General features: G+C 48.5%; 18 protein-coding genes, 1 tRNA gene and 3 rRNA genes. 8 read left to right on the top strand and 14 right to left on the bottom strand.

Annotated elements, in window-relative coordinates:
• Window positions 1-161: 161 nt before the first annotated feature.
• From AC0VXX_RS17465 to AC0VXX_RS17480, 4 genes are all read right to left on the bottom strand, one after another.
• Window positions 162-238: transfer RNA gene (locus AC0VXX_RS17465), tRNA-Asp, on the bottom strand.
• A gap of 78 nt (window positions 239-316) precedes the next feature.
• Window positions 317-432: ribosomal RNA gene (gene rrf, locus AC0VXX_RS17470) — 5S ribosomal RNA — on the bottom strand.
• A 172-nt stretch (window positions 433-604) separates the two neighbouring features.
• Window positions 605-3,498: ribosomal RNA gene (locus tag AC0VXX_RS17475) — 23S ribosomal RNA — on the bottom strand.
• 358 nt (window positions 3,499-3,856) lie between these two features.
• A 16S ribosomal RNA gene (locus AC0VXX_RS17480) occupies window positions 3,857-5,401 on the bottom strand.
• Together the 16S, 23S and 5S rRNA genes with 1 tRNA gene alongside form the textbook arrangement of a ribosomal RNA operon.
• 603 nt (window positions 5,402-6,004) lie before the next feature.
• On the opposite strand from AC0VXX_RS17480, the gene AC0VXX_RS17485 reads away from it, so the two are divergent.
• Window positions 6,005-6,562: a gamma carbonic anhydrase family protein gene (locus AC0VXX_RS17485; protein WP_475515308.1), complete on the top strand. Its 558-nt coding sequence runs from the start codon at window positions 6,005-6,007 to the stop codon at window positions 6,560-6,562.
• Here the strand turns inward: AC0VXX_RS17485 and AC0VXX_RS17490 are convergent.
• Window positions 6,559-6,828, bottom strand: coding sequence for a DUF1488 family protein (locus AC0VXX_RS17490; protein ID WP_475515309.1), 270 nt, complete (start codon window positions 6,826-6,828; stop codon window positions 6,559-6,561). The genes AC0VXX_RS17485 and AC0VXX_RS17490 overlap by 4 nt on opposite strands.
• A 58-nt stretch (window positions 6,829-6,886) precedes the next feature.
• Complete coding sequence (gene aroE, locus AC0VXX_RS17495) at window positions 6,887-7,705, bottom strand: shikimate dehydrogenase (RefSeq protein ID WP_475515310.1); 819 nt, start codon at window positions 7,703-7,705, stop codon at window positions 6,887-6,889.
• A 188-nt stretch (window positions 7,706-7,893) separates the two neighbouring features.
• Between aroE and AC0VXX_RS17500 the strand changes: the two genes are divergently transcribed.
• Window positions 7,894-8,322 (top strand): group II truncated hemoglobin, encoded by a 429-nt coding sequence (locus tag AC0VXX_RS17500; RefSeq protein WP_475515311.1) that lies wholly within the window; start codon window positions 7,894-7,896, stop codon window positions 8,320-8,322.
• A 52-nt stretch (window positions 8,323-8,374) separates the two neighbouring features.
• Here the strand turns inward: AC0VXX_RS17500 and hemF are convergent, their stop codons facing one another.
• The 6 genes from hemF to AC0VXX_RS17530 form a co-directional block, all read right to left on the bottom strand.
• Window positions 8,375-9,292, bottom strand: a complete 918-nt coding sequence (gene hemF / locus AC0VXX_RS17505; RefSeq protein WP_475515312.1) for an oxygen-dependent coproporphyrinogen oxidase — start codon at window positions 9,290-9,292, stop codon at window positions 8,375-8,377.
• A gap of 47 nt (window positions 9,293-9,339) precedes the next feature.
• Window positions 9,340-9,897 carry an L-threonylcarbamoyladenylate synthase type 1 TsaC gene (gene tsaC / locus AC0VXX_RS17510; RefSeq protein WP_475515313.1) on the bottom strand — a complete coding sequence of 186 codons (558 nt, stop codon included), beginning with the start codon at window positions 9,895-9,897 and terminating at the stop codon, window positions 9,340-9,342.
• Window positions 9,898-10,001: 104 nt separating this feature from the next.
• Window positions 10,002-10,565 (bottom strand): DNA topoisomerase family protein, encoded by a 564-nt coding sequence (locus AC0VXX_RS17515; protein WP_475515314.1) that lies wholly within the window; start codon window positions 10,563-10,565, stop codon window positions 10,002-10,004.
• 151 nt (window positions 10,566-10,716) lie between these two features.
• Window positions 10,717-11,190, bottom strand: a complete 474-nt coding sequence (locus tag AC0VXX_RS17520) for a DUF494 family protein (protein WP_475515315.1) — start codon at window positions 11,188-11,190, stop codon at window positions 10,717-10,719.
• 2 nt (window positions 11,191-11,192) lie between these two features.
• Window positions 11,193-12,212, bottom strand: a complete 1,020-nt coding sequence (dprA, locus tag AC0VXX_RS17525; RefSeq protein ID WP_475515316.1) for a DNA-processing protein DprA — start codon at window positions 12,210-12,212, stop codon at window positions 11,193-11,195.
• Window positions 12,213-12,296: 84 nt separating this feature from the next.
• The gene (locus AC0VXX_RS17530; protein WP_475515317.1) at window positions 12,297-13,394 is read right to left on the bottom strand and encodes a LysM peptidoglycan-binding domain-containing protein; all 1,098 of its coding nucleotides are present in this window, start codon (window positions 13,392-13,394) and stop codon (window positions 12,297-12,299) included.
• A gap of 125 nt (window positions 13,395-13,519) precedes the next feature.
• Between AC0VXX_RS17530 and def the strand changes: the two genes are divergently transcribed.
• The 5 genes from def to AC0VXX_RS17555 are packed head-to-tail and all read left to right on the top strand — an operon-like array spanning window position 13,520 to window position 19,185.
• Entirely contained in the window at window positions 13,520-14,032 is a 513-nt protein-coding gene (gene def, locus AC0VXX_RS17535; protein WP_475515318.1) for a peptide deformylase, read from the top strand.
• Window positions 14,033-14,039: 7 nt separating this feature from the next.
• Window positions 14,040-15,014 (top strand): methionyl-tRNA formyltransferase, encoded by a 975-nt coding sequence (fmt, locus tag AC0VXX_RS17540; RefSeq protein ID WP_475515319.1) that lies wholly within the window; start codon window positions 14,040-14,042, stop codon window positions 15,012-15,014.
• The gene (gene rsmB / locus AC0VXX_RS17545) at window positions 15,014-16,294 is read left to right on the top strand and encodes a 16S rRNA (cytosine(967)-C(5))-methyltransferase RsmB (protein ID WP_475517068.1); all 1,281 of its coding nucleotides are present in this window, start codon (window positions 15,014-15,016) and stop codon (window positions 16,292-16,294) included. Before fmt ends, rsmB begins: the two co-directional genes overlap by 1 nt.
• Before the next feature lie 9 nt (window positions 16,295-16,303).
• Window positions 16,304-17,713, top strand: a complete 1,410-nt coding sequence (gene trkA, locus AC0VXX_RS17550; RefSeq protein WP_475515320.1) for a Trk system potassium transporter TrkA — start codon at window positions 16,304-16,306, stop codon at window positions 17,711-17,713.
• Window positions 17,714-17,742: 29 nt separating this feature from the next.
• On the top strand, window positions 17,743-19,185 hold the full coding sequence (locus tag AC0VXX_RS17555) for a TrkH family potassium uptake protein (RefSeq protein WP_475515321.1): 1,443 nt from the start codon (window positions 17,743-17,745) through the stop codon (window positions 19,183-19,185).
• 8 nt (window positions 19,186-19,193) lie between these two features.
• Here the strand turns inward: AC0VXX_RS17555 and rlmF are convergent, their stop codons facing one another.
• Both rlmF and AC0VXX_RS17565 read right to left on the bottom strand, forming a co-directional pair.
• Window positions 19,194-20,369, bottom strand: coding sequence for a 23S rRNA (adenine(1618)-N(6))-methyltransferase RlmF (gene rlmF / locus AC0VXX_RS17560; RefSeq protein WP_475515322.1), 1,176 nt, complete (start codon window positions 20,367-20,369; stop codon window positions 19,194-19,196).
• Window positions 20,370-20,449: 80 nt separating this feature from the next.
• Window positions 20,450-20,851 (bottom strand): flagellar basal body-associated protein FliL, encoded by a 402-nt coding sequence (locus AC0VXX_RS17565; protein WP_475515323.1) that lies wholly within the window; start codon window positions 20,849-20,851, stop codon window positions 20,450-20,452.
• A gap of 172 nt (window positions 20,852-21,023) precedes the next feature.
• Here AC0VXX_RS17565 and AC0VXX_RS17570 point away from each other — a divergent pair, with 172 nt between their 5' ends.
• Entirely contained in the window at window positions 21,024-21,596 is a 573-nt protein-coding gene (locus tag AC0VXX_RS17570) for a chorismate--pyruvate lyase family protein (RefSeq protein ID WP_475515324.1), read from the top strand.
• Window position 21,597 lies beyond the last annotated feature (1 nt).

The raw sequence follows: 21,597 nt of genomic DNA on the forward strand, positions 1-21,597 counted from the left end.
AGTGCATGAATGCACCAATGTCACGTAGACCATGGATGATCGAGAGTGACCACTGCTTTAGCAACGCCTTACCCACTGCACTTAGTACCATCGTTATCATTTCTCTGAGAAACAAATACGAAAAAGCCCTTAGCATTGCTGCTAAGGGCTTATCGTAATGTTGGCGGAGCGGACGGGACTCGAACCCGCGACCCCCGGCGTGACAGGCCGGTATTCTAACCAACTGAACTACCGCTCCTTTAGACCGAAGTCTAAATTCTTTTATCGTCGCTAGCGTGTCATGGCTAGGAGACGTGCTCTATTGAGCTTATTAGGCGTCTGGAAATGACCTACTCTCACATGGGGAGACCCCACACTACCATCGGCGCGATTGCGTTTCACTTCTGAGTTCGGGATGGGATCAGGTGGTACCACAATGCTATGGTTTCCAGACAAATTTGGGCTATTACTTTCAGCTTTTTAAAAGCTAAAGGTAAAAAATCTAGAAAGCTGCTCTCGGCTCTGTATTTCAAGAAGCAAGAGAGTTTAAAATTGAGTCACACTAAATCAAGTGGCGGTATTCTTTCGCTAAAGTTAACCATTAACTGAAACCCTTTTGGGTTGTATGGTTAAGCCTCACGGGTCATTAGTACAAGTTAGCTCAACGCCTCACAACGCTTACACACCTTGCCTATCAACGTAGTAGTCTCCTACGGCCCTTTAGAGGACTTAAAGTCCTAGGGATGACTCATCTTAGGGCTCGCTTCCCGCTTAGATGCTTTCAGCGGTTATCGATTCCGAACGTAGCTACCGGGCAATGCCATTGGCATGACAACCCGAACACCAGCGGTTCGTCCACTCCGGTCCTCTCGTACTAGGAGCAGCTCCCTTCAATCATCCAACGCCCACGGCAGATAGGGACCGAACTGTCTCACGACGTTCTGAACCCAGCTCGCGTACCACTTTAAATGGCGAACAGCCATACCCTTGGGACCGACTTCAGCCCCAGGATGTGATGAGCCGACATCGAGGTGCCAAACACCGCCGTCGATATGAACTCTTGGGCGGTATCAGCCTGTTATCCCCGGAGTACCTTTTATCCGTTGAGCGATGGCCCTTCCATTCAGAACCACCGGATCACTATGACCTGCTTTCGCATCTGCTCGACGTGTATGTCTCGCAGTTAAGCTGGCTTATGCCATTGCACTAACCGTACGATGTCCGACCGTACTTAGCCAACCTTCGTGCTCCTCCGTTACTCTTTGGGAGGAGACCGCCCCAGTCAAACTACCCACCAGGCACTGTCCTCAACCCCGATTCAGGGGCCAGAGTTAGAACATCAACACTACAAGGGTGGTATTTCAAGGTTGACTCCACAAGAACTGGCGTTCCTGCTTCAAAGTCTCCCACCTATCCTACACATGTAGGGTCAATGTTCAGTGCCAAGCTATAGTAAAGGTTCACGGGGTCTTTCCGTCTAGCCGCGGGTATACGGCATCTTCACCGCAATTTCAACTTCACTGAGTCTCGGCTGGAGACAGCGTGGCCATCATTACGCCATTCGTGCAGGTCGGAACTTACCCGACAAGGAATTTCGCTACCTTAGGACCGTTATAGTTACGGCCGCCGTTTACCGGGGCTTCGATCATGAGCTTCTCCGAAGATAACCCAATCAATTAACCTTCCGGCACCGGGCAGGCGTCACACCGTATACTTCCTCTTGCGAGTTTGCACAGTGCTGTGTTTTTGATAAACAGTTGCAGCCACCTGGTATCTGCGACTCCCGTCAGCTTAGAGAGCAAGTCTCATCACCAACAGGAGCGTACCTTCTCCCGAAGTTACGGTACCATTTTGCCTAGTTCCTTCAGCCGAGTTCTCTCAAGCGCCTTGGTATTCTCTACCCAACCACCTGTGTCGGTTTGGGGTACGATTCCTGCTAACCTGAAGCTTAGAAGATTTTCCTGGAAGCATGGCATCAACTACTTCAGTTCCGTAGAACCTCGTCATCAACTCTCAGTGTATGTGCACCCGGATTTGCCTAAGTGCACCACCTACAGCCTTAAACGCGGACAACCAACGCCGCGCTAGCCTAGCCTTCTCCGTCTCTCCATCGCAGTTAGCAGAAGTACAGGAATATTAACCTGTTTCCCATCGACTACGCCTTTCGGCCTCGCCTTAGGGGTCGACTCACCCTGCCCTGATTAACATTGGACAGGAACCCTTGGTCTTTCGGCGAGGGGGTTTTTCACCCCCTTTATCGTTACTCATGTCAGCATTCGCACTTCTGATACCTCCAGCGTGGGTTACCCCTTCACCTTCAACGGCTTACAGAACGCTCCTCTACCGCACTAGCGCAAGCGCTAGTACCCATAGCTTCGGTGTATTGCTTAGCCCCGTTAAATCTTCCGCGCAGGCCGACTCGACTAGTGAGCTATTACGCTTTCTTTAAATGATGGCTGCTTCTAAGCCAACATCCTAGCTGTCTAAGCCTTCCCACATCGTTTCCCACTTAGCAATAACTTTGGGACCTTAGCTGATGGTCTGGGTTGTTTCCCTTTTCACGACGGACGTTAGCACCCGCCGTGTGTCTCCCGAGTAGTACTCATTGGTATTCGGAGTTTGCAAAGGGTTGGTAAGTCGGGATGACCCCCTAGCCTTAACAGTGCTCTACCCCCAATGGTATTCGCTCGAGGCGCTACCTAAATAGCTTTCGAGGAGAACCAGATATCTCCCGGTTTGATTGGCCTTTCACCCCCAGCCACAAGTCATCACCGCATTTTTCAACATACGTGTGTTCGGCCCTCCAGTTGATGTTACTCAACCTTCAACCTGCCCATGGCTAGATCACCGGGTTTCGGGTCTACACCTTGCAACTAAACGCGCAGTTAACACTCGGTTTCCCTACGGCTCCGCTATTCGCTTAACCTCGCTACAAAATGTAAGTCGCTGACCCATTATACAAAAGGTACGCAGTCACGGTCTCAAGAACCGCTCCCACTGCTTGTACGTATACGGTTTCAGGTTCTATTTCACTCCCCTCACAGGGGTTCTTTTCGCCTTTCCCTCACGGTACTGGTTCACTATCGGTCAGTCAGGAGTATTTAGCCTTGGAGGATGGTCCCCCCATGTTCAGACAAGATGTCACGTGTCCCGTCCTACTCGTTTTCACGTAAAGTTAGTTTTCATGTACGGGGCTATCACCCTGTGCCGCTGTGCTTTCCAACACATTCCACTAACACCCTCTACGCTTAAGGGCTAATCCCCGTTCGCTCGCCGCTACTAGGGGAATCTCGGTTGATTTCTTTTCCTCCGGGTACTTAGATGTTTCAGTTCCCCGGGTTCGCCTCACAACACTATGTATTCATGTTGTGATACATGCTTATGCATGTGGGTTTCCCCATTCGGACATCGTTAGCTCAAATGCTTGTTACTAGCTCGCCAACGCTTTTCGCAAGTTACTACGTCCTTCATCGCCTCTGACTGCCAAGGCATCCACCGTATACGCTTAGTCACTTAACCATACAACCCAAATGAGTTTCACAAACTAATGTTTACAAAACACATCCTATCAAGCGGGTAAGCCTGATGGGTGTATCGCAACTAATGGTGTTTACTTTCGCCAAAAGAATACTCATGAATCATCATTACAATAATTCGGCACTTGATTTAAGTGTTTGAGAACTCAATTTTAATTTTCGCGTCAATGCTACAAACCATAACCACCTACAAAGTAAGCAATCACAGTCCCTTTCACATTAACACTATCAGCTTTCCAAATTTTTAAAGAACAAGCATCGCCGTTAAGACGTGCCACCTGCTCTAACAAGAACAAGTTATCTGTGTGAACACTCAACAAACATTAAGTTAGTCGTATAGGTAAGGAGGTGATCCAGCCCCAGGTTCCCCTAGGGCTACCTTGTTACGACTTCACCCCAGTCATGAACCACACCGTGGTAAACGCCCTCCCGAAGGTTAAGCTATCTACTTCTGGTGCAGCCCACTCCCATGGTGTGACGGGCGGTGTGTACAAGGCCCGGGAACGTATTCACCGTGGCATTCTGATCCACGATTACTAGCGATTCCGACTTCATGGAGTCGAGTTGCAGACTCCAATCCGGACTACGACAAGCTTTGTGAGATTAGCTCCACCTCGCGGCTTTGCAACCCTCTGTACTTGCCATTGTAGCACGTGTGTAGCCCTACTCGTAAGGGCCATGATGACTTGACGTCGTCCCCACCTTCCTCCGGTTTATCACCGGCAGTCTCCCTAAAGTTCCCACCATTACGTGCTGGCAAATAAGGATAAGGGTTGCGCTCGTTGCGGGACTTAACCCAACATTTCACAACACGAGCTGACGACAGCCATGCAGCACCTGTCTCAGAGTTCCCGAAGGCACTAAGCTATCTCTAGCGAATTCTCTGGATGTCAAGAGTAGGTAAGGTTCTTCGCGTTGCATCGAATTAAACCACATGCTCCACCGCTTGTGCGGGCCCCCGTCAATTCATTTGAGTTTTAACCTTGCGGCCGTACTCCCCAGGCGGTCTACTTAATGCGTTAGCTTGGGAACCCAGTGTTCAAGACACCAAATTCCGAGTAGACATCGTTTACGGCGTGGACTACCAGGGTATCTAATCCTGTTTGCTCCCCACGCTTTCGTACCTGAGCGTCAGTCTTTGTCCAGGGGGCCGCCTTCGCCACCGGTATTCCTTCAGATCTCTACGCATTTCACCGCTACACCTGAAATTCTACCCCCCTCTACAAGACTCTAGTTTGCCAGTTCGAAATGCAATTCCCAGGTTGAGCCCGGGGCTTTCACATCTCGCTTAACAAACCGCCTGCGTACGCTTTACGCCCAGTAATTCCGATTAACGCTTGGACCCCTCGTATTACCGCGGCTGCTGGCACGAAGTTAGCCGGTCCTTCTTCTGCGAGTAACGTCACACCTAAGCGCTATTAACGCTTAAGCTTTCCTCCTCGCTGAAAGTGCTTTACAACCCGAAGGCCTTCTTCACACACGCGGCATGGCTGCATCAGGCTTGCGCCCATTGTGCAATATTCCCCACTGCTGCCTCCCGTAGGAGTCTGGGCCGTGTCTCAGTCCCAGTGTGGCTGATCATCCTCTCAGAACAGCTAGGGATCGTCGCCTTGGTGAGCCATTACCTCACCAACTAGCTAATCCCACCTAGGTACATCCAATCGCAGAAGGCCCGAAGGTCCCCTCTTTTCCCCCGTAGGGCGTATGCGGTATTAGCAGTCGTTTCCAACTGTTATCCCCCTCGACTGGGCAGTTCCCTAGGCATTACTCACCCGTCCGCCGCTCGTCAGCAAAGAAAGCAAGCTTTCTTCCTGTTACCGCTCGACTTGCATGTGTTAGGCCTGCCGCCAGCGTTCAATCTGAGCCATGATCAAACTCTTCAATTAAAGTTTTGTTGTTTGACTTACGTCAAACGGCTCAACGAATTCTGTTCGAACTAATCTTGCGATTAATTCTTTGTACATATTGCTATGAACACTCATCACCTCTCGTGAGAGAAAGTGAAAGAATTGGTTGATTTAATTCTTTTATTGCCAACCCGAAAGTTAGGCAATTTCGATTAACTCAACACCTGTGAGTGTCCACACAGATTTCTTGTTTCATCTTGTTAAAGAGCGTTGCTAACATCAGAGCAATTAATGCGTTAAGTTAGCTGCCGTTGACGCTAGGTCGTTGGCTTAGGGATGCGTATTCTACACTTCCCGTTGTTGGCGTCAAGTGATTTTTAATAAGTTTTTCAACTTGTTCACTTTAAACTCAACTTGCTGATTCACTGCATTCATGTCGCTTAGCGACGCTGTTTGCCGTGTCAGTGGGGCGCATTATAGGGCGTTATCGATTACGCGCAAGGGCTTTTTTAAAGAAAACTATTACTTTTGCACTGTTTGAATACTTTTTAGCCTGACTAGCTACTTTTCAGCCTGACTAGCTACTTTTTACCCATTATACTGCTAGATTCTCGCTATTTTAGCCGTTTTAAGGACTACCCAATGGCAAATTGTTTACGATCTTATAAGGGTATCAGCCCGCAGTTTGATAACAGCGTCTATATTGACCAAGCTTGTGTATTGGTTGGCGACATGTTTTTAGATACCGATGCTAGTGTTTGGCCTTTAGTGGCAGCTCGTGGCGATGTGAACCACATAAGAATTGGGAAGCGCTCTAATATTCAAGACGGCACTGTATTGCACGTGACCCGTAAATCGGCCGCACGTCCGCAGGGTCATCCGTTGATTATTGGCGATGATGTCACTATTGGCCATAAAGCCATGCTGCATGGTTGTCAGTTGGGAGATCGTATTCTCATTGGTATGGGAGCGATTATTTTAGATGGGGCGATCATTGAAGATGATGTGATCTTGGGAGCGGGCTCTTTGGTTCCTCCGAATAAGACACTTGAGAAGGGCCACCTTTATGTGGGAAGCCCTGCGAAAAAGATCAGAGCCTTGACCCAAGATGAATTGAACTTCTTACCGCAATCGGCCGACAACTATGTGCGGTTGAAGAATGAGTATATAGAAGAAGCGCTACAGAACTTACCGACTTAAATTGAATTAATCACTAAACAGCCCTGCTCATCGACCGCTTCCTGGTCGATGAGCTCTTGTGCCTTATCCTCTATATCGAAACGAAATTGTTCAAACAGGTCGATAGCCTGCTGTGGCTGCCCCCCTTCCGTACCTGATAGTCCCTGTAATACCGCTAGGTCAATGTAACAGTCGATCGTCATCCCTTGTTGCTGCGCGACAAAATGAATGGCGCTGCGCTCTGCATCCCATTGGCAACTGTCGCTAAATATGACGCTTTGATTCATGCCCTACCCTTTACCACTTTAAAAAATTACTAAATTACAGGTTTTACTGCGCCTAGTGCTAGCTTAATTGCTCGCGCAAGCTAGCGAGTACTGGGGTAACATCAGGCTCGACGCCACGCCACAAGGCAAAGCTTATAGCCGCTTGGCCGACAAGCATCCCGAGACCATCAATCACTTGCTTAGCACCTTGCTCCCGCGCCCACAGATTAAAGGCAGTAAGCTGCTTGGCATACATCATGTCGTAACAAGCGGTATGAGTACCGATTACCGAGCTTGGTAATGCAGGAGCTTCACCGCTTAGGCTCGATGATGTGGAGTTAATCACCAGATCAAAAGGCTGCTCTAGCTCATCTAGTCCCTTAGCCTGAATATCGCCAAAGGGAGCAAATAGCTTGGCTAAAGCGGTAGCTTTCTCGTGGGTACGGTTATGGATAACTATCGAGTCGATGCCACTATTCAGTAGAGGAAGGATAGAGCCTCTTGCCGCACCACCAGCACCCACGAGTAATACTTTCTTGCCATGAAGCTTGCCGATATGACGCTGCAGATCGGCAACCAGCCCGATGCCATCGGTATTGTCACCTCTTAATCGACCGCCTTTTAATACGCTTAAGGTGTTCACTGCGCCAGCCAGTTTGGCCTCTTCGCTAAGTTCATCGCATAAGGCAAATGCCTGCTCCTTAAAAGGCACGGTAACATTGGCCCCTTTGCCACCATTAGCAATAAATTGCCGTAAACAAGACTCAAAGCCATCGATTGGCGCGAGTATCGCTTCATAACTTAATACTTGTCCTGTGGCTGCGGCAAACGCTTGATGAATCGCGGGCGATTTAGTGTGACCTATTGGATTACCCAATACGGCATATCTGTCTGTCATCGATTGACTCAGTTTTTTGACGATGGCATCAGTCTACCCATGCTTTATCTGTGAATCAAAGCCAAAAAACCAAGTGTTACTTATTTATAAGCTGCCATTGAAGGGCTAAAGGCGCTGGTTGATCGCTTTGAGCGGATAAGCTAGTGTGCGCTACATATAACAAGGCTAAGGTAATGGCAGTTTTGGCAATGAAGTGGTTAACAAAGTTAATATCTAAAAAGCAGGAGCAACGAGATCCACAGCAGTCGAATGCTTACGATCGTATCGGTGGTGAGAAAGTCATTGCGGCATTAGCAAAACAGTTTTATGTGCAGATGCAGAGCAATCCTGAAACTCAGGCGCTGTTAGCGATGCATCGCTCACCTCTCGCCGAATCGGAGCAGAAACTGTTTGAGTTTTTAAGTGGCTGGCTAGGTGGCCCACCGCTGTTTGAGCAAAAATACGGTCATCCTGCTCTTAGGGCAAGGCATATGTCTTTTGCTATCGATAGTGACATGCGCGATCAATGGTTACTGTGTATGAAACGCGCTATTGAGCTAGAGATTAAGCAGCCGCAGCATAGAGAAGCCATCTATCAAGCCATATCGACTCTTGCCGACCATATGCGTAATCGATAAAGATGACGTAATAACCCACAAAAAAGGAGCTGATTAGCTCCTTTTTACTGTGTTACTTAGCGCCTAACCAATCTCTTGGCGCGAGGTAATGGCTATAAAGCAGCGCCTCTGGGCTACCCTCTTCAGGGGTGTAAGCATATTGCCAACGCACTAATGGCGGCATCGACATCAAAATAGACTCGGTACGGCCACCGGTTTGCAGCCCGAATAAGGTGCCTCGGTCATACACTAAATTAAACTCGACATAGCGCCCGCGACGATAGAGCTGGAAGTTACGCTCGCGCTCACCATATTCAGTGTCTTTGCGGCGTTCAACTATAGGCGCATAGGCGTTTAAAAACCCATTACCCACCGCCTGCATAAAGGCAAAGCTCGTATCGAAGCCTTGTTCATTGAGATCATCAAAGAACAAGCCACCCACACCACGGGTTTCGTTGCGATGTGGCAAGAAGAAATAGTCATCACACCATTTCTTGTATTTAGGATAAACATCATCGCCAAAAGGCTCACATAACTCTTTGGCACTTTGATGCCAGCCAATGACATCTTCTTCAAACGGATAATAAGGAGTGAGGTCGAACCCACCACCAAACCACCATACTGGATCGGCGCCCTCTTTTTCGGCAATAAAGAAACGAACATTAGCGTGAGTGGTTGGGATATAAGGATTTTTGGGGTGAATAACCAATGACACGCCCATCGCCTCGAAACTACGGCCCGCCAACTCAGGACGATGCGCCGTGGCCGATGCTGGCATGGCGGCTCCCGTCACATGGGAAAAATTAACCCCGGCCTGTTCGAACACTTGTCCATCGGTCATCACACGACTGGTTCCGCCGCCACCCTCTTCTCGCGTCCAAGAGTCAGCAATAAACTCAGCCTTACCATCGAGGCGCTCTAAACCTTCGCATATCTGCTGTTGCAGACCGAGTAGGAATGCTTTGACCTCACAGGTAGTTGGCTTACTCATATTTAGTCCTTGTTATGGTTTTATCTAATTTCAACGTAAAAGCGGTTTTATCTCAAAATCTTGCCGCTAATGGCATCGATTATCGTCGAAGGCTTTAGCTCACGGCCTAACTCGCCTGTAACCAGCGCATCGATTTTGCCATCAAACTGCAAAATCACCTCTGCTGCCGTCATCGCAGGATCTTGGCCGGTCAAATTGGCGCTGGTCGAAACAATGGGTTTACCCAGAGCTTGGCATAAGGCTTGTACACCGGGATGATTAGAGACCCTTACCGCCAATGAATTAAATTGGCCGCAGAGTAACTGAGATAAGTTAGGTTTAATGGGCATGATAAAGGTGAAGGGCCCAGGCCATTTGTCGAATACTTGTTGCAACCGCTCGGCACTAAGCTGCGATTCGTCAATATAGGGCTTTAGCTGTGAAAAATCGCTAGCCACTAAGATCAGCCCTTTTTGCCAAGGCCTTTGCTTTAATTCAAGCAACTTTTGAATGGCACTGTCATTATCAGGATCGCAACCTAAGCCATATACCGCCTCTGTTGGGTACGCGATGACACCGCCTTGTAAAACAACATCAACTACCGCATGGGGATCTTGCTGCAACATTTAGCCTAACCTTCTCGTCGAACTTATTTAGACGCATTATCATTTTCAATGAGTCGAGATTATACAGAGATGGCTAATACTGACAACGCTGTAAACATAAGCGCCTATAAAGGGCGTTTATATTTACATGCCTTTTGCGGGCATTCCACACGCATACCGGCTGCGCCTTTACGCTCGACCAAGATACCAAACCCACAGTCGGGGCAGGTTTCTGCCACTGGAGGATAATTGACTAAAAATTTGCATTTAGGGTAAGCACTACAGGCGTAAAATGTTTTACCGAAACGACTGGTTCTATGCTCTATGACTCCCTTTTTACAACTAGGACAAGCAATCTGCGCCTGCTCGTCGTCATGATCATGCTTTTCAATATGAGTACACTCGGGATAACGAGTGCAGCCGATAAAAATACCAAAACGACCCGACTTTACCGCGAGCTCCGCACCACACTCTGGGCACTCTGAGCCTTCAATGACCTGACTCTCTATCGACTCATGATGCACCAACGGCCGAGTGTAATCGCAAGTTGGGTAATTATTACAACCGATAAACCCACCATGCTTACTGTTTTTTATCGACAACTCACAGCCACACTTAGGACAGAGTTCATACTCTTTTTCTAACGCGTGCTCATGCGAGCTAAACAGTTGCTGATCTATTTTAGACATGCTTTCCTCAATGGGCGCCGTTGCTGATACTCAGGTATTTTAATCCCTAGGGTATGATGTTAATCAATTATCATCTGCCACTAAACCTATGGTGATTTAAACTCAAAAAGGAGGCTATCGCCTCCTTAATGTGTTGCCATTGCTGTGTCGATTATGAATGGAACCGACCATCTGGCTGCTCAAAAATCAGATCTTCCATCTGCTCATAAGCAGATTCGTTACCAGGCACATTAAATAATACCATTAAGATAACCCACTTGAGATCTTCTAAAATCAGTACAGGTTCATCCAGTTCCATGACGCGATCGATCACCATCTCACGGGTTTCGACGCTCAATACTTTTATCTGCTCTAAAAACAGCAAAAAGCCTCGACATTCGACATCGAGCTTTTCCATCTCATCTTGAGTATAAATACGAAATGAATGTTGATCATGATTGCACAAATAGGGCTGATCACTTTCTTGCAATGAAGCCAAATGCTCTAACCAAGACAAGGCCTTGATAATTGCAGACTGATGAAAACCAGCGCGGGTTAACTCTTGCGTCAACTCATCCTCGTCGACCAACAGCTCAACCTCACCGTGAACATAGTTTTCAAATAGATACATGAGGATATCAAACATGGCTAGCTCCTCTTAAGTCTTATATAACCACCGGGTACCGCTGAAACCCAACCTTGCAGTTCAAGTTCAAGCATTTGCTCTAGTACTAGCTCTATCGTTTTTCCACTATGTTCGACCACCACATCTAATGGCGTGGCCTCATAACCTACACTAGCTAACAGTGAGGTAAATGGCAAATCAGAAGCATCGTTCCCCCCTATATGGTGGCGACGATGTAACTCTTCAAGGTGGAAACTCGATAAAGGTGTCAGCTCTTCAATAATATCGGCCGCACACTCGACAAGTTTGGCGCCATCACGCAGTAAATCATGACAACCTTGATGATCGCCCGCCAAAATATTCCCCGGCACTGCAAACACTTCTCGTCCCTGCTCTAATGCCAACCTAGCGGTGATCAAGGAACCACTTTTACGCGTGGCTTCAACCACGAGTACACCTAACGACAGGCCGCTAATTATACGGTTACGTTTAGGGAAGTTACCAGCATAAGGTTTCATATCTGGCCAAAACTCACTGATCACGCATCCTTGCTGCACAATCGCCTGATATAACGTCCTATGGCGCTTAGGATAAACCACATCGACCCCAGTCCCCAGCACAGCGACCGTAGGCTTCTTGGCATCAATCGCCGCCTGATGAGCCGCACCATCAATACCGGCAGCCATGCCACTTGTAACGCCAATATGCGCATCGCTTAGCTCGGTTGCCAATTGATAAGCGGTTGAAAGCCCCGTTTGAGATGCAGCGCGACTGCCCACCACTGCAATACTTGGATGCAGTAAAGCGGTCGGTGCTCCTTTAACAAAGAGCAGGGGCGGAGGATCACTGATGTCGAGCAACAAACTGGGATAAAGAGAAGAAGTTTGACAAATAATATGATGATTATCGGCTTTAGCCAGCCAGTTGAGCGCCGCTTCAACACGGGTAAAATCAGGTGCGAACGAGCGATTCAGCAGTTTCTCAGGCAAAGGTAGCGCATGCGGTTCATGCTCTAGCCTATGCCTGAGTTCCTCTACTTCCATGTAGTTTAATAATTGTTTAATCCGAGCGGGTCCAAGCCCAGATACAGCACAAACAACTAGCCAATCGACCAGTTTGTCGTCTATTTATTCACCTTGTAATAACGTGTCCGGTTGCAGCAGCTTATCGTTAACGCGCACCGGTTTTTTATTGAGTAAGATCAACCCAAGACTCACCTTATCAAACACTTTAAACACCATGAGTTTGCCATGATAGATATCGGGCATCTTAATTTCATTATCGGCAGAGATACTCGAAAGAAGATCTTCATAAGTGCTGCGATCTTCTGGTTTTACCGGCATGCCATCGCCATCGATCACTATGGCTTGGCCATCTCTGAAAATGGAATATACCTGACCAGGCTCGACACCCCCATTACTGCCTTTATCGATATACACCACATCGAGTTTACCCACTTCTCGCAAACTCCCCTCGGCCGCCAATACCGAAGCAGGCGTTGTCGCAGCCTTAGGCATAAAGTACGCAGACATGAGTGAGTCATCATCAATAGGTAAGATACGATAACCGGCTTTGGTCTCTTGCAGATTACTCAACAAACGGACTTTTGAAATTGGCCCAGACTCAACGACACGACCACTAGCGGTCATGATCACCTCTTGGCCTAAGTTATCGCCCGAGTCGGGGGCCACAAATTCACGCCCAGGTGCATACACGCCCAATTTGTCACCCACGGTGAGTTCAGCCTGCACATAAACAATGTCATTGATGATGTGATGCTTAGATTCACTTTCTCCGCCCATCACCATGGGTTGCTGCTCAAACCAACGGCTATCAACCACACGGTTTTGCACTAAATAAGCTTGGATTAAGGACAAATCGATAGCAGGAATCGCACCGTCTTTGGCCATGATACGCCCCTGTGGACTTTTACGCACATGGGGTTTAACCACTAATCTGGGCTCGCCATCGATAAACACCAACGTCAGCCTGTCGCCAGGATAAATGAGATGAGGATTGGCAATTTGTGGGTTCGACCCCCACAATTTAGGCCAACGCCAAGGATCATTAAGGAAGTGTGCAGAAATGTCCCAAAGGGTATCGCCTTTCTTTACTATGTAAGAGTCAGGATGACCAGACTTCAATGTCAAAGTGTCTGCGAAAACAGACGAACAACTTAATATCATTAAACCGAGTAAAATTAGTCGTTTCATGGGGGTATCCATGCTGTTTGCTCTTTAAATAGAGCTTTTGCTGTTATTGAATGCCACTAAGGATTAAAATTAACCTATTAGCCTGAGTCAGTATAACTAACTGGCTCAAATTTGACAGACTTGTTAAGAGTTTATGTATGAGCTTACTCAAAGTATTACGTTTTCCAGATGAACGCTTACGCACCATTGCGGAGCCAGTGACAGAATTTACCCCCGAGCTGCAAACACAGATCGATGATATGCTCGAAACCATGTATGAAGAAAAGGGCATCGGCCTAGCCGCCACCCAAGTCGACTTTCACAAACAACTTATCGTCATGGATCTACAAGATGATATAGAGCGACCCAAAGTCTTTATTAATTTAGAAATTCTCGAAAAAAGCGGTGAATTTACCAATGAAGAGGGCTGCCTATCGGTACCCGGGGTTTATGCCAAAGTCGATCGCGCCGAGTGTGTAAAAATCAAAGCCCTCGACCGCCATGGTAACGAGTTCACTTTAGAGGCTGATGGGCTTTTTGCTATCTGTTTGCAACATGAACTTGACCACCTCAATGGCAAGTTATTTGTCGATTATCTGTCGCCCCTGAAACGGCAGCGCATTAAACAGAAGCTTGAAAAAGCCGCCCGTCTCGAAGCCAAGCAAGGATAAGTTGCACTTGAAACCACTCAATATCATTTTTGCGGGCACGCCAGACTTTGCTGCCCGCCACCTACAAGCGCTGATCGAATCTGAGCACAATGTGATAGGGGTTTATTCTCAACCTGACAGACCCGCAGGGCGCGGTAAAAAGCTGCAAGCAAGCCCAGTGAAAGCATTGGCACTTGAGCACAATATTCCTGTGTACCAACCCAGTAGTTTGCGCACACCAGAGGCACAAGCTGAATTAGCCTCATTGAATGCAGATATCATGGTGGTGGTCGCCTACGGATTGATTTTGCCGCAAGTGGTACTCGACACACCACGATTGGGTTGTATCAATGTGCACGGCTCAATACTGCCTCGCTGGCGAGGTGCTGCACCTATCCAGCGCGCACTTTGGGCGGGCGATGCCGCCACTGGCGTGACCATAATGCAGATGGATATTGGCCTAGATACGGGTGACATGCTGCTTAAAACCCATCTGCCCATCGAAGATAGCGACACCTCGGCGACTCTCTATGAAAAGCTCGCTCAACAAGGGCCAGGTGCACTGATTGAAGCGCTAGCAGGGATAGCTCAAGGCACGCTCATTCCAGAGCCACAAGATGAAGCCCTCGCCAATTACGCTGAAAAACTCAGCAAAGAGGAAGCGCTGCTCGACTGGAGTAAACCTGCCGTACAACTGTGGCGTGAGATCCGAGCCTTTAATCCTTGGCCGGTAAGCCACTTCAATCATATGGATGCCAGCATTAAGGTATGGCAAGCCGCCGTTGGAGAGCATTCAACTGACGCCGTGCCAGGGACCATTTTAGCCGCCGATAAACAAGGTCTTACCTTGGCGACGGGTGCTGGGACCTTAGTGCTACAAACCATACAGCTCCCAGGTAAAAAAGCGCTGCCTGTGGCCGAGATCCTAAACTCTCGCGCCGACTGGTTTACTCCAGGCACTCGACTGCACAATGGCGCAGACAATCTTGAGGCTAACTCGTGATGAATTTACGCGCGTTAGCGGCCAAAGTGATTTTTCAGGTGCTGGAAAAAGGCGTGTCATTGTCAGTCGCTCTGCCCGAGCAACAGCAGAAACTGAGTAGCGCTAAAGACAAAGCCTTATTGGCCGAACTCAGCTATGGCGTGATGCGTCATTTGCCTCAGTTAGACAAACTAGTGAGCGATTGCATGAGCAAGCCGATGAAAGGCAAGCAACGTATCGTCCACCAGCTGCTATTAATTGGTTGCTACCAACTGTATTTCACTCGTATTCCAAGCCATGCGGCCATTTCAGAAACCGCCGAAGCCTGTCGACAGCTTAAATTCGATGGTTTAGTCAAAGTGGTTAATGGTGTATTGCGTAACCTACAGCGTAATCAAGCACCACTGCCAACCGATAACGACACCTTGGCCTTTAATACGCCGGCGTGGCTGATCAAACGCCTTAAAGAAGCGTATCCAGACACTTGGCAACAGGTGATAGAGCAGAGCCATCAACGTCCACCTATGTGGCTGCGTAATAACGCGTTATCACAAACGCGCCAGCGCTACCTAGAATTACTCGCTGAGCAAGAGATTGGTGCCACTGCAGGCAACAGCGACAACGCCATTTTACTGGACAGCCCTAAAGATGTGGCTCTACTGCCAGGCTTTAGCGACGGCGCTGCATCGGTACAAGATGGCGCAGCACAATGGGCGGCCACCTTACTGGCACCGCAGGCCAACGAATTAATACTCGATGCCTGTGCCGCGCCCGGGGGCAAAACCTGCCATCTGCTAGAAACCGAAAACAGCATAGATCTAGTCGCCGTAGACTTTGACGCCAAACGACTCGAACGGGTACAACAAAATCTAGACCGTTTGTCACTGCACGCCAAGGTGATCCACGGTGATGCCGCCAATATTGACTCATGGTGGCAAGGGAAAAAATTTGATCGCATCTTACTCGACGCCCCCTGCTCCGCCACTGGCGTAATACGTCGTCACCCAGATATTAAGTGGCTTAGAAAACAAGCGGATATCGAAGAGTTAGCCACGTTGCAATCACAAATTTTAGATCACTGCTGGCAGTGGCTAAAACCGGGTGGCACATTGCTATACGCAACCTGCTCTATTTTGCCGCAAGAAAATGCCGAGCAAATCAGCGCCTTTTTGGCCAGAACGGCGGACGCCACGCTCGTACCCATTACGCAGCAGACTCATCGCGACGATATCGGCTGGCAAATCACGCCAGGACAAGACAATATGGACGGGTTTTATTACGCACGTCTGCTTAAAGGGTAACGTTAGTTTATGAAAATTATCATATTAGGTGCAGGACAAGTTGGCGGCACATTAGCCGAAAACTTAGTGGGCGAAAATAACGATATCACTATCGTCGATAACGACAGAGAAAGATTGCGTTCCCTACAAGACAAGTACGATCTTCGCGTTGTACTCGGTCATGGTGCTCACCCCAGCGTACTCAAAGACGCCGGGGCCGAAGACGCCGATATGTTAATTGCAGTAACCAATAGCGATGAATGCAATATGGCCGCCTGCCAGATAGCCTATTCGCTTTATGGTACCCCGACGAAAATTGCCCGTATTCGCTCAGAGCAATACCTTGCCCTGCGTGACAAACTGTTTATTAACAGTGAAACTAAAAACAGCGAAAACCGCCCACGTGGCGGCTTTATTATCGATGAACTCATCGCACCAGAGCAGTTGGTCACCTCCTATATTCGCCGCTTGGTAGAATACCCGGGGGCATTGCAGGTACTAGAGTTTGCCGAAGGGCGCCTAAGCTTAGTGGCCGTGCGCGCCTATTACGGTGGCCCGTTAGTCGGTAATGCATTGGCAGCATTGCGTGAGCACATGCCAAATATTGATACCCGGGTCGCGGCCATCTTTAGGCAAGGCCGCGCTATTATGCCGCGCGGCACCACGATTATCGAAGCCGACGACGAGGTCTTTTTCGTAGCCGACAGCCGCCATGTCCGCGCGGTGATGAGCGAAATGCAAAAGCTCGACAACAGCTATCGTAATATCATGATCGCAGGCGGGGGTAACATAGGCCTAGGGTTAGCTAAGCAGTTGCAGCGCAATCATTCGGTCAAACTGATTGAGCATCGACAAGATCGCGCCGAAGCGCTATCAGAAAAGCTAGAAAACACCACGGTATTTTGCGGTGACGCGTCAGACCAAGAGCTGCTGCTTGAAGAACATATAGATCAAACCGATGTCTTTATTGCCGTAACCAATGACGATGAAGCCAACATCATGGCAGCACTGCTGGCTAAACGTATGGGCGCGAAAAAGGTGATGGTGCTGATCCAGCGTGAAGCCTATGTGGATATTGTGCAAGAGGCCAATATCGATATCGCTATCTCCCCCCAACAAGCCACTATTTCGGCACTGTTAACTCACATTCGTCAAGGGGATATCTGTAACGTCTACTCCCTCAGACGTGGCGCAGCAGAAGCCATTGAGGCCATTGCCCATGGCGACCCCAGCACCTCAAAAGTGGTGGGTAAACAGATTGGCGAAATCAAACTCCCCCCGGGTACAACCATAGGTGCCATTGTGCGAGATGAAGAGGTCTTGATGGCCCATGACAGAACCGTTATCGAACAAGGCGACCATGTCATCCTTTTCTTAGTCAATAAGAAGTTTGTTGGTGAAGTTGAAAAACTGTTTCAACCTAGCGCCTTCTTCTTTTAGCCGTTCCTTTAATTCAGTGGCAGCTCAATATGCTTAATATTCGGCCATTACTGTTCATATTAGGCGTTTTCCTGTCGACCCTGACCGCCTTTATGTTTATCCCGCTGCTCTTTGCCCTATTCTATGGTGAAGAAACAGTGGGAGCCTTTATGATCGCCTCATTGGTTACCGGCACTTGTGCAAGCGCCTCGATGCACCAAGGACACAGAGACAAATTGCGTCTTAATATACGCGATATGTTTCTGCTCACCAGCCTCACCTGGCTGATTGTTAGCTTGTTCGCTGCCATGCCTTTTACCCTCTATCACGGCATTAACTACACCGACGCGTTCTTCGAAACCATGTCGGGGATCACCACCACAGGCTCGACGGTATTATCTAACTTAGACACCATGGATCACAGCATTCTTATCTGGCGATCACTACTGCAGTGGCTCGGCGGTATAGGCTTTATTGTGATGGCAGTGGCCATTTTGCCCTTCCTTAACGTCGGTGGCATGCGGCTATTTAGAACCGAGTCATCAGACTGGGGCGAAAAAGCGGTGCCGCGCACGCAGAATATGGCCAAGCAGTTGTTTTTTGTCTACGTGGGGCTGACTGTAGCTTGTGGAGTCGCCTATCACCTTGCCGGCATGACTTGGTTCCAATCCATAAACCATGCCATGACGACTCTTTCAACAGGCGGCTATTCGACCTCTGACAGCTCGATGGCGGCCTTCTCGAACTCGGCGCATTGGGTTGGCATCCTGTTTATGGCAGCAGGTGGATTACCACTATTGATGTTTGTGCATTCGCTGTCACAGCGTTCGGTAAAAATATGGAATGATGATCAAGTTAAAGGCTACCTATTATTTTTAGTGTGCGTCTCTTGCAGCCTAGCCTTTTGGCTTTGGCAGGGGCACGAAATGACGCCTATCGATGCCTTGCGCCTAGCCAGCTTTAACGTGGTTTCCGTGGTCACCACCACAGGTTATGGGCTCACTGACTATACCGCCTGGGGAGCACTAGCCAACGTTGCCTTTCTGTTTTTAATGTTTGCAGGTAGCTGCTCGGGATCGACATCGGGCGGGATTAAAATTTTCCGCTTTCAAATTGCCATCGCCATTATGCGCGAGCAACTTAAGCAGCAGTTCCACCCTAACGGTATTTTCAAAGAACGCTACAATGGCCGCACCATTAGCGAAGATATTGTGCGCTCGCTGGTCACCTTTATTCTGCTGTTTATGCTGGTTATTGTGACGCTATCGGTCATACTCGTGATGACAGGTCTCGATCCAACCACCAGCTTTACCGGTGCGGTTACCGCTGTGACCAATGTCGGCCCCGGGCTTGGCCCCATTATCGGCCCTGCGGGGAATTTTGCCTCACTGCCTGATGTGGCTAAATGGGCATTAGCGATCGGCATGTTACTGGGGCGTTTAGAAATTTTGACCGTTGCCGTACTATTCCACCCGCATTTTTGGAAATATTAACCTCAGTCTTAACCGCGAAATTTATGCCAGATTTGTCGCTGAGGCGGGGTGAGAAAACTCCACGCCAAGACTCGTGTTAACTTATTACCTTGAGCCATATCTATGGTTTTCACCGTGACGGCGCCGAGCCGTTCTAGCGCGTTATAGCAAGGCTTTACGTTATCTTTTTTCGACACTAAACTGCTAAACCACAGGCATTGCTGGGCAAAGGCTTTGCTCTCATCGATCATATCCAGCAAGAACCGCAACTCTCCCCCTTCACACCATAGCTCCGCCTTTTGACCACCAAAGTTAAGCTTAGCCGTAGGATTGTTGGCCAGGATTGCATGTCCTTTGGCACGGCGATTAGCAGCAAGGTTCGCCAGCTTGCGCTCACTGCCAGCTGCAGCCTGCGCCAATGAGGCATGAAACGGCGGGTTACACATGGTCAAATCAAAACGCTCTTGTGGCTTGATGACGCCATTGAAAATTGCTTTAGGTCTGCTCTGCAGCCGCAAGTTGACCTTACCCTGTAGCGACGGGTTATGGTCAACAATGGTTTGTACATTGGCTATCGATAGGGGATCGATGTCGCTGGCCACAAAACGCCAGCCATAGGTTTGTACGCCCAAAATAGGATAGATACCATTTGCCCCAGTGCCTATGTCTAACACCTGAATTTTTGCGCCTTTAGGTGGCTTAACTTGGGTGGTGCGCCCACTGACGCGATGCGTATTCGCTGCACAGTCCTCAGCTAAGAGATCGGCTAAATGATGCAGATAATCGACCCGCCCAGGGATAGGAGGACACAAAAACCCGGCAGGGATATCCCAATAATCGATACCGTAATGCAACCGAAGTAAGGCTAAATTCAAGATTTTAACCGCCTGATCATCGGCGAAATCGATCGACAAATTACCGTAAGGATTCGGTCGCACAAACGGGCTTAGCTGCTCTGTCTTGGCAATCAAGGCGTTAAAGTCATAGCCATTACCATGCACGTTTCGCGGGTGAAGTCCTTTAGCGCGTGGGGCATCGCGGCCTTGTATCTGGCTTGGCTTCTTATGTGATGATGGCGTCTTTTTCACTAACTTAGCCTTATTGGTTGGCTTAATCTGGCTCGATTTAGCCAATGTGGGTTTAGATTTGCTGTGAGCTGTAGAGGTGTTGTTATTCGCGCGCCGAGGAGTATCTGGCTGAGTCATGAAGCGGTTACCATTAAAGAGGTCATCGCGCAGGCTCGGCTGCGCGATGACTAAAAATTTAGGGTGTTAACTGACGCCAATTAGTCATACAGGTATTTGGTAAACAGCATATTGACGACCAAAGGTTTACCCACCTCTTGTTGCAATAGTCGATTGACAGCCTCATAGCACTCTCGACGGATCTCTTCTTTGCCCACTAATGATTTCACCTTGTCTTCCGTTTGGGCACCTAATATTTCCAAAATTGCCGCGCGTAGTAAGGGATCATGATGTTGCAACACCACAAGATCTTCTGGGGCTTTAACCATCAGCTCAACGCTAATCTTTACAAAACCGAGTTTCTTTCGATTAGAGATGTAATTAGTAACGATATCGGGAGTAAAGCCGTAATAGGCATAAGTATCGACCTCCTCTTCGGCAAAGGTGCCAACACTCATGCTGCAGCTAGCCAGTATTAGCAGTAGCAATGCAAACTTTTTCATTTTTGGTGGGTACTCCCTAATTATTTAAGCTCGCCATTGTTAGCTTAAGCGGCTTCATCTTGATTCTATTGATACTCAATTATCGCCACATTTTGCCAATACTTTAATTACCGACATCATAGTTCCAGCATGATAAACTGCTGACGTTTGGGAGTATAGTACCGAGAATCCAATGAGTGTAACGAAATTAAGCTTTCCCTATGGTGAATCTCTTCACTGGTATGCCGCTGATAAGATTCCGCACCTGCCGCCTTCCCCCTTAAAGGATTGGCTGCTCGCCCCGGGTAGTTTAACCCAAAAGCTTAAGTCTCACTGTGGTCAATTTGAAGTAAAAGTCTTGGGTGAAGATATTCTCAGCCCCTTCGCAAATGAGATGCCACAGCAAAAACAGGCCTGGATTAGAGAAGTACTACTGTGCCTTGACGGTTTACCTTGGGTCTTTGCCCGCACGCTAGTCCCCGGCAGTATGCTCGACAATGCTCAGTCAGACTTTTTAACCTTGGGTAGTCGCCCCCTTGGCGAACTGCTGTTCAACAGTGGTGAGTTCATCCCAGGTAAAATTGAAGTGGGTCAGTTTAACGCCTGCAGCACCTTAGCCAAGCTTATCGAGTCCCTACACCAGAGCAGTGAGCATACGCTCTGGGGCAGAAGGCGTTATTTCAGTCATAACGAGCAGCAGCTTATCGTCAGCGAAATCTTTTTACCGGCGGCGCAGCGACTTATCGAACAACATAGACTCGAATAAC

Source organism: Shewanella sp. QJM3NY_23 (assembly GCF_056173105.1).